The sequence below is a fragment of the Arthrobacter sp. SO3 genome, assembly GCF_020532825.1.
Lineage (GTDB): Bacteria > Actinomycetota > Actinomycetes > Actinomycetales > Micrococcaceae > Arthrobacter.
In genome coordinates, this window is sequence record NZ_MQTS01000123.1 from 1 (window position 1) to 5,491 (window position 5,491).

At 66.0% G+C, this 5,491-nt stretch carries 6 protein-coding genes; all 6 read left to right on the forward strand.

Features of this window, described 5'->3' with window-relative positions:
- Nucleotides 1–89 precede the first annotated feature (89 nt).
- Nucleotides 90–1,025, forward strand: coding sequence for an SDR family NAD(P)-dependent oxidoreductase (locus BJQ90_RS12510; RefSeq protein ID WP_226760578.1), 936 nt, complete (start codon nucleotides 90–92; stop codon nucleotides 1,023–1,025).
- Nucleotide 1,026: 1 nt separating this feature from the next.
- Complete coding sequence (locus BJQ90_RS12515; protein ID WP_226760579.1) at nucleotides 1,027–1,920, forward strand: amidohydrolase family protein; 894 nt, start codon at nucleotides 1,027–1,029, stop codon at nucleotides 1,918–1,920.
- Nucleotide 1,921: 1 nt separating this feature from the next.
- Nucleotides 1,922–3,127 carry an acyl-CoA dehydrogenase family protein gene (locus BJQ90_RS12520; protein ID WP_226760580.1) on the forward strand — a complete coding sequence of 402 codons (1,206 nt, stop codon included), beginning with the start codon at nucleotides 1,922–1,924 and terminating at the stop codon, nucleotides 3,125–3,127.
- A gap of 84 nt (nucleotides 3,128–3,211) precedes the next feature.
- Nucleotides 3,212–3,667 (forward strand): MaoC family dehydratase, encoded by a 456-nt coding sequence (locus tag BJQ90_RS12525; protein ID WP_226760581.1) that lies wholly within the window; start codon nucleotides 3,212–3,214, stop codon nucleotides 3,665–3,667.
- Nucleotides 3,668–3,710: 43 nt separating this feature from the next.
- A complete protein-coding gene (locus BJQ90_RS12530; protein WP_226760582.1) occupies nucleotides 3,711–5,075 on the forward strand; it encodes an MFS transporter in 1,365 nt (454 codons plus the stop codon).
- A 53-nt stretch (nucleotides 5,076–5,128) separates the two neighbouring features.
- Nucleotides 5,129–5,491, forward strand: a 363-nt coding sequence (locus tag BJQ90_RS12535) for an AMP-binding protein (protein ID WP_226760583.1), incomplete at its 3' end; no start/stop codon positions are given.

Below are 5,491 nucleotides of genomic sequence, written 5' to 3' on the forward strand. Positions count from 1 at the left end.
GTTTCTAATTGAAAGCAGTCAAGGGAGACGCGCATCACAGCGCAGGCTCTCGGGGATAGCCGCCGCAAGGCGCAGTGCAAAGGAGCAGCATGAGCCTGTCAGGGAAAGTAGCAATCGTCACCGGAAGCGGCCGCGGCCTGGGCCTGGCATACGCCCGGGAACTCGCCCGCCAGGGCGCCGCCGTCGTTATCAATGACGTGGATGCCGGGGTGGCCGCCGAAGCGGTCCGGACGATCGAGTCCGACGGCGGCCGCGCCGTCGCCGTCGTCGCTCCGGTGGGCAGCTCCGAGGTTGCCAGACAGCTCGTGCAGAAAGCGGTGGAGGCTTTCGGCCGGCTCGACATCCTCGTCACCAACGCCGGGATCCTGCGGGACAAATCCCTCCTGAAGATGACGGACGAGGACTTCGACCTCGTGATCAACGTCCATCTCAAGGGCACCTTCACCTGCGCCCGCGAAGCGTTCGCCTACTTCAAGGAAAAGGGCATCGCCGGCCGCATCATCACCATCGGCTCGCCCACCGGCCAGCGCGGCAACTTCGGCCAGACCAACTACGCCGCGGCCAAGGCCGGGATCGTCGGTATGGTCCGCACGTGGGCGCTGGAAATGAAGAAGGCCGGGGTGACCGCCAACGCCGTGATCCCGGTGGCCGCCACCGCCATGACCAAGACTGTCCCGTACTTCCAGAAGGCGGTCGAAGCGGACGAACGCGGCGAGGCCATGCCGGCCTTTTTCCGGCACGATCTGGGTTTCGGAACCGCTGACGACGTCGCGGGACTGGTCGCGTTCCTCGCCTCCGATGCGGCGGCCGGCATTACCGGGCAGGCGATCGGTGCCGGCGGTGACCGCCTGCAGCTCTGGACCCACCCCGAGGCCGCGGCCACCGAGTACCGCGAGGGGGGCTGGGGCTACCAGGACCTGGTGGAGGACTTCGGTGCGCTCTTCGGCGACAAGCTGCAAAGCGTCGGCGAGGACTTCCTGCCGCTGCCGGAAGAGCTCAAGCCCGAACCGGCTGAGGTCCGCTGACATGGCCTCCCAGCGTTATGAACTCGGCATCGATGCCGCGAAGCTCGACGCGATCGACATGCACGTCCACCTCGAAGTGGACGGCCACGGCCACCAGTCCCTGCCGCCGGCCCTGACCGAAGCATCCGCGAAGTATTTCAAGGCCGAGGACCGGACCCCGTCGCTGGACCGGATCGCCGAGACCTACCGCGCCCTGAACATGGCCGCCGTCGTGTTCACCGTGGACGCCCGCACCCAGCTCAAGCACGAACCCAACAGCATTGAGGAGCTCATCGCCGGTGCCGCCCGGAACAACGATGTGCTGATCCCCTTCGGCAGCGTGGACCCGCGCACCGGCGCCGAAGCCATCCAGGGCGCCAAGCACCAGGCAATCGACCTCGGCGCCCGCGGCTTCAAGTTCCACCCCAGCCTCCAGGGCTTCGACCCGTCCAGCGAACAGTTCTACCCGCTCTGGGAAGCGCTGCAGGAACTCGGTCTCCCGGCCATTTTCCACACCGGACAAAACGGCATGGGCGCCGGGCTCCCCGGCGGGTACGGCATCAAGCTCGGCTACTCCAACCCGCTGCTGCTCGACGCCGTCGCAGCGGACTTCCCGGAACTGCAGATCATCATGGCCCACCCGTCCGTGCCCTGGCAGGACGAGGCCAACTCCATCGCCACGCACAAGTCCAACGTCTTCATCGACCTCTCCGGCTGGTCCCCCAAGTACTTCCCGGAATCCCTGGTGCGGATGGCCAATTCGGTGCTGCAGGACAAAGTCCTGTTCGGCACCGACTTCCCGCTCATCACACCGCAGAAATGGCTGGGAGCGTTCGCGGACCTGCCGCTCAAGGACGAGGTCAGGCCCAAGATCCTCAAGCACAACGCCGTGCGCCTGCTCGGACTGGGAGGCTGAGATGACCGTCGATACCGAAAACCAGACGAGGCTGTACGGCGTCTGCGACTACTACGACGCCGAGTCCCTGTTGACCGCGGGGGAACGCCGCGTGCTGGGCAGGCTGCGGAGCTTCCTCGATGAGAAGGCGCGGCCGCTGCTGGCGGACTACTGGGAACGCGGCGAGTTCCCGGATGAGCTCGCCGGGCCGCTGATCGGCCTGGACCTGATGGAGCCGGCCGAACTGCGCGGCCCGGAGGGCAGCCCGGCCCGCGGAATCTACCAGGGCTTCCGGATCTTCGAACTCGCCCGCACCGACGCGTCGCTCGCCACCTTCTACACCGCCCAGGCCGGACTGTTCCGGACCGCGATCCGGGTCGGCGCCTCCGCGGAACAGCAGGCCGAATGGATGCCGAAGGTCATCGACTTCTCGCTGAAGGGGGTCTTCTCGTTGACCGAGCCGGACTCCGGTTCCGACATCGCCGGCGGGCTCTCCACCACCGCCCGCCGTGAGGGCGACGCCTGGATTCTCGACGGCGCGAAGCGCTGGATCGGCGGCGCCGCCACCGCCGACGTCCTGGCCGTGTTCGCCCGCGACACCGCGGACGGGCAGGTCAAGGCCTTCCTCGTGGACCGCGACGCCGCGGGCGTGACCCTGGAGAAGATCCACCGCAAAACTGCGCTGCGGATGATGCAGAACGCCCACATCACGCTCGACGGGGTGCGGGTGCCCGAATCCATGCGCCTGCACAACGTGGACTCCTTCCGGGACGTGGCCGCGATGCTGCGGGCCATGCGCTCGGACGTCGCCTGGATCGCCACCGGAATCCAGGCCGGAGCCTTCGAAGCCGCGCTCCGGTATGTCACCGAACGGAAGCAGTTCGGCCGTCCGGTGGGCTCTTTCCAGCTGGTCCAGGAGAAGTTGGCCCGGATGCTCGGAAACGTCACCTCCTCGCTGTCCCTCGTGGTCCGGCTGACGGAGCAGCAGGACAAGGGCATCTACCGCGACCAGGACTCCGCCCTGGCCAAGATGCAGACGTCCCTGCTGATGCGCGAGACCGTGGCTCTGGCCCGCGAAGTGGTGGGTGGCAACGGCATCACGCTGGACACTGATGTCGCCAGGTTCCACGCCGATGCCGAGGCTGTCTATTCCTACGAGGGCACCCACGAGATCAACGCCCTGATCGTCGGCCGCGCTCTCACCGGCGAAAGCGCCTTCACCCGCTGAGCCTCCCGAACTGAATCATCACACCCCGCTCCGGCACCGTCGTCGGACAGTTCCCTACCCCACCCAGCCCTCCAGGAGGACACCATGCCCAACCTCGTCGTCGACTTCGACAAGCTGCTCACCCTCGCCGGCACCGACCTAGGTGTCACCGAGTACCGCGAAATCACCCAGGAACAGATCAACAAGTTTGCCGACGCCACCGGCGATGACCAGTGGATCCACGTGGACCCGGAACGCGCCAAGGACGGACCTTTCGGCGCCCCGATCGCCCACGGCTTCCTCACCCTCTCGCTCATCATCCCGTTCTGGGGCGAGCTGTTCGACGTCGACGGCGTCACCACGAAGGTCAACTACGGACTGGACAAGGTGCGCTTCACGTCACCGGTCAAGGTGGGCGCTCGGATCCGGATGCGGTCCACCATTAGCGAAGTGACCGAGGTCAAGGGCGGCGCCCAGATCAAGGTCGCCAACACCATCGAGATCGAAGGCCAGGAGCGCCCGGCAGTCGTCGCGGAATTCCTCGCCCGCTTCTACAAGTAAAAAGCCCTCTCCAAGAACCCTCCCTCTGTCCAAAGGAACAACCATGTCAGGACTCACTCAGCTTCAGGCTATGGGCACCGCCGAGCGACGCAAGGAAGCGCGCACCGTCATTGCCTCCAGCTACCTGGGCAGCACCATCGAGTACTACGACTTCCTCCTCTACGCCACCGCCGCAGCGATCGTCTTCCCGAAAGTTTTCTTCACCGGCATGGACGACTGGGTGGGCGTCGTGGCCGCCTACGGCACCTTCGCCGCCGGCTACGTAGCCCGCCCGGTCGGTGGCATCATCTTCGGCCACTTCGGCGACCGGATGGGCCGCAAGAACATGCTGATCATCTCCATGCTGGTCATGGGCATGGCCTCCACCTTGATCGGGCTGGTTCCGGGTGCCTCCGTGGCCGGTCCCTGGGGCGCGGTGCTCCTCGTGATTCTCCGCGTCTTTCAGGGCATCGCTGTGGGCGGCGAGTGGGGCGGGGCAGCCCTGATGGCGCTGGAGCACTCCGAATCGGGCAAACGCGGATTCGCCGCCTCGTTCGTCAACGCCGGGGCGCCGACCGGTGCCGTACTTGGCACCCTGATTATGGGCGCATTCGCCGCGCTGCCGAACGACCAGTTCCTGGCCTGGGGCTGGCGCGTGCCGTTCCTGCTCTCCTTCGTGCTGCTGGGCGTGGGTATGTTCGTCCGGCTCAAGGTTTCCGAAAGCCCCATCTTCAAAGCCGCCATCGAGCAGGAAAAGGCCGAACGTGGAGAGACAGCGCAAGGAAGCGGCGCCGGAATCACGGCGAAGCGGCCCACCCCCCTGGTGCAGGTCCTGCGGCGGCCAAAGACCCTGATCTTCACCATGCTTGCCGGTGCGGCAGGCTTCGCACTTCAGGTGGTTCTGGCCACGTTCTCGGTCACCTATGCCGTGTCCAAGGGCGCCGACCGCCAGGGCGTGCTGTACGCGTTCGCTGCAGCCTCCCTGATCTCCATCGTGTTTGTGATCATGGGCGGCAGGCTCTCCGACAAGGTGGGACGGCGGCCGGTGATGATCGGCGGGCTGGTGCTCTTTATCCTTTACCTGGTGCCGATGTTCCAGCTGCTCTCCTCCAACAACATCATGCTGATCTTCGTGGCCTTCGCAATCGGCCTGATGATTCATTCCACCCTGTTCGGTCCTTTGGCGGCGTTCGTGTCGGAGCAGTTCGGCACCACCTCCCGCTATACCGGCGCATCCCTGGGCTACCAGTTGGCAACTCTGCTTGGCGCCGGTTTCACTCCGGGCATCGTGGCCCAGATCTTCAAGGACTCAGGCCAGGACACGGCATCGGTGGTCTGGTACCTGGCGATCATGTCGGTGGTCTCCATCGTCTTCATCCTGCTGACCCGGGAACCGAAGAACAACGACCTCCAGACCGTCCAGGCCTGACCCTTCATCGGGTCCCGTCCAGCGGGCTAACCTCACAGTAGAAAGGATTCGCCGTGGAAAATTTTGGCATCGGCTCATGGCTGCAACGTCGCCGCCCGAAGTCCGGCAGCAAAACCGCCGTCATCGCAGGGGACAGGGAGCTCAGCTATGTCGAGCTCGCGGAACGTTCCGCCCGGCTCGCCAACGCCCTTCGGGACCGCGGCGTGAGCAAGGGCGACCGGGTGGCCTATCTGGGCGATAACGATCCCTCCTTCCTGGAGACCCTGTTCGCCGCCGGCCTGGCCGGGGCGGTCTTCGTCCCGCTGAACACCCGGCTCGCGCCGCCCGAAATCCAGTTCCAGCTCCGGGACAGCGGCGCAGTTCTGCTGGTCCACTCGGCAGCGCTCACGGAACCCGCGGAGCGCGGCTCGGCGGGG

What these genes read in the sequence shown, in the direction of transcription:
- BJQ90_RS12510 (WP_226760578.1), top strand. Translation starts at nt 90, where the DNA reads ATGAGCCTGTCAGGGAAAGTAGCAATCGTCACCGGAAGCGGCCGCGGC.
- BJQ90_RS12530 (WP_226760582.1), top strand. Translation starts at nt 3,711, where the DNA reads ATGTCAGGACTCACTCAGCTTCAGGCTATGGGCACCGCCGAGCGACGC.
- BJQ90_RS12525 (WP_226760581.1), top strand. Translation starts at nt 3,212, where the DNA reads ATGCCCAACCTCGTCGTCGACTTCGACAAGCTGCTCACCCTCGCCGGC.
- BJQ90_RS12515 (WP_226760579.1), top strand. Translation starts at nt 1,027, where the DNA reads ATGGCCTCCCAGCGTTATGAACTCGGCATCGATGCCGCGAAGCTCGAC.
- BJQ90_RS12520 (WP_226760580.1), top strand. Translation starts at nt 1,922, where the DNA reads ATGACCGTCGATACCGAAAACCAGACGAGGCTGTACGGCGTCTGCGAC.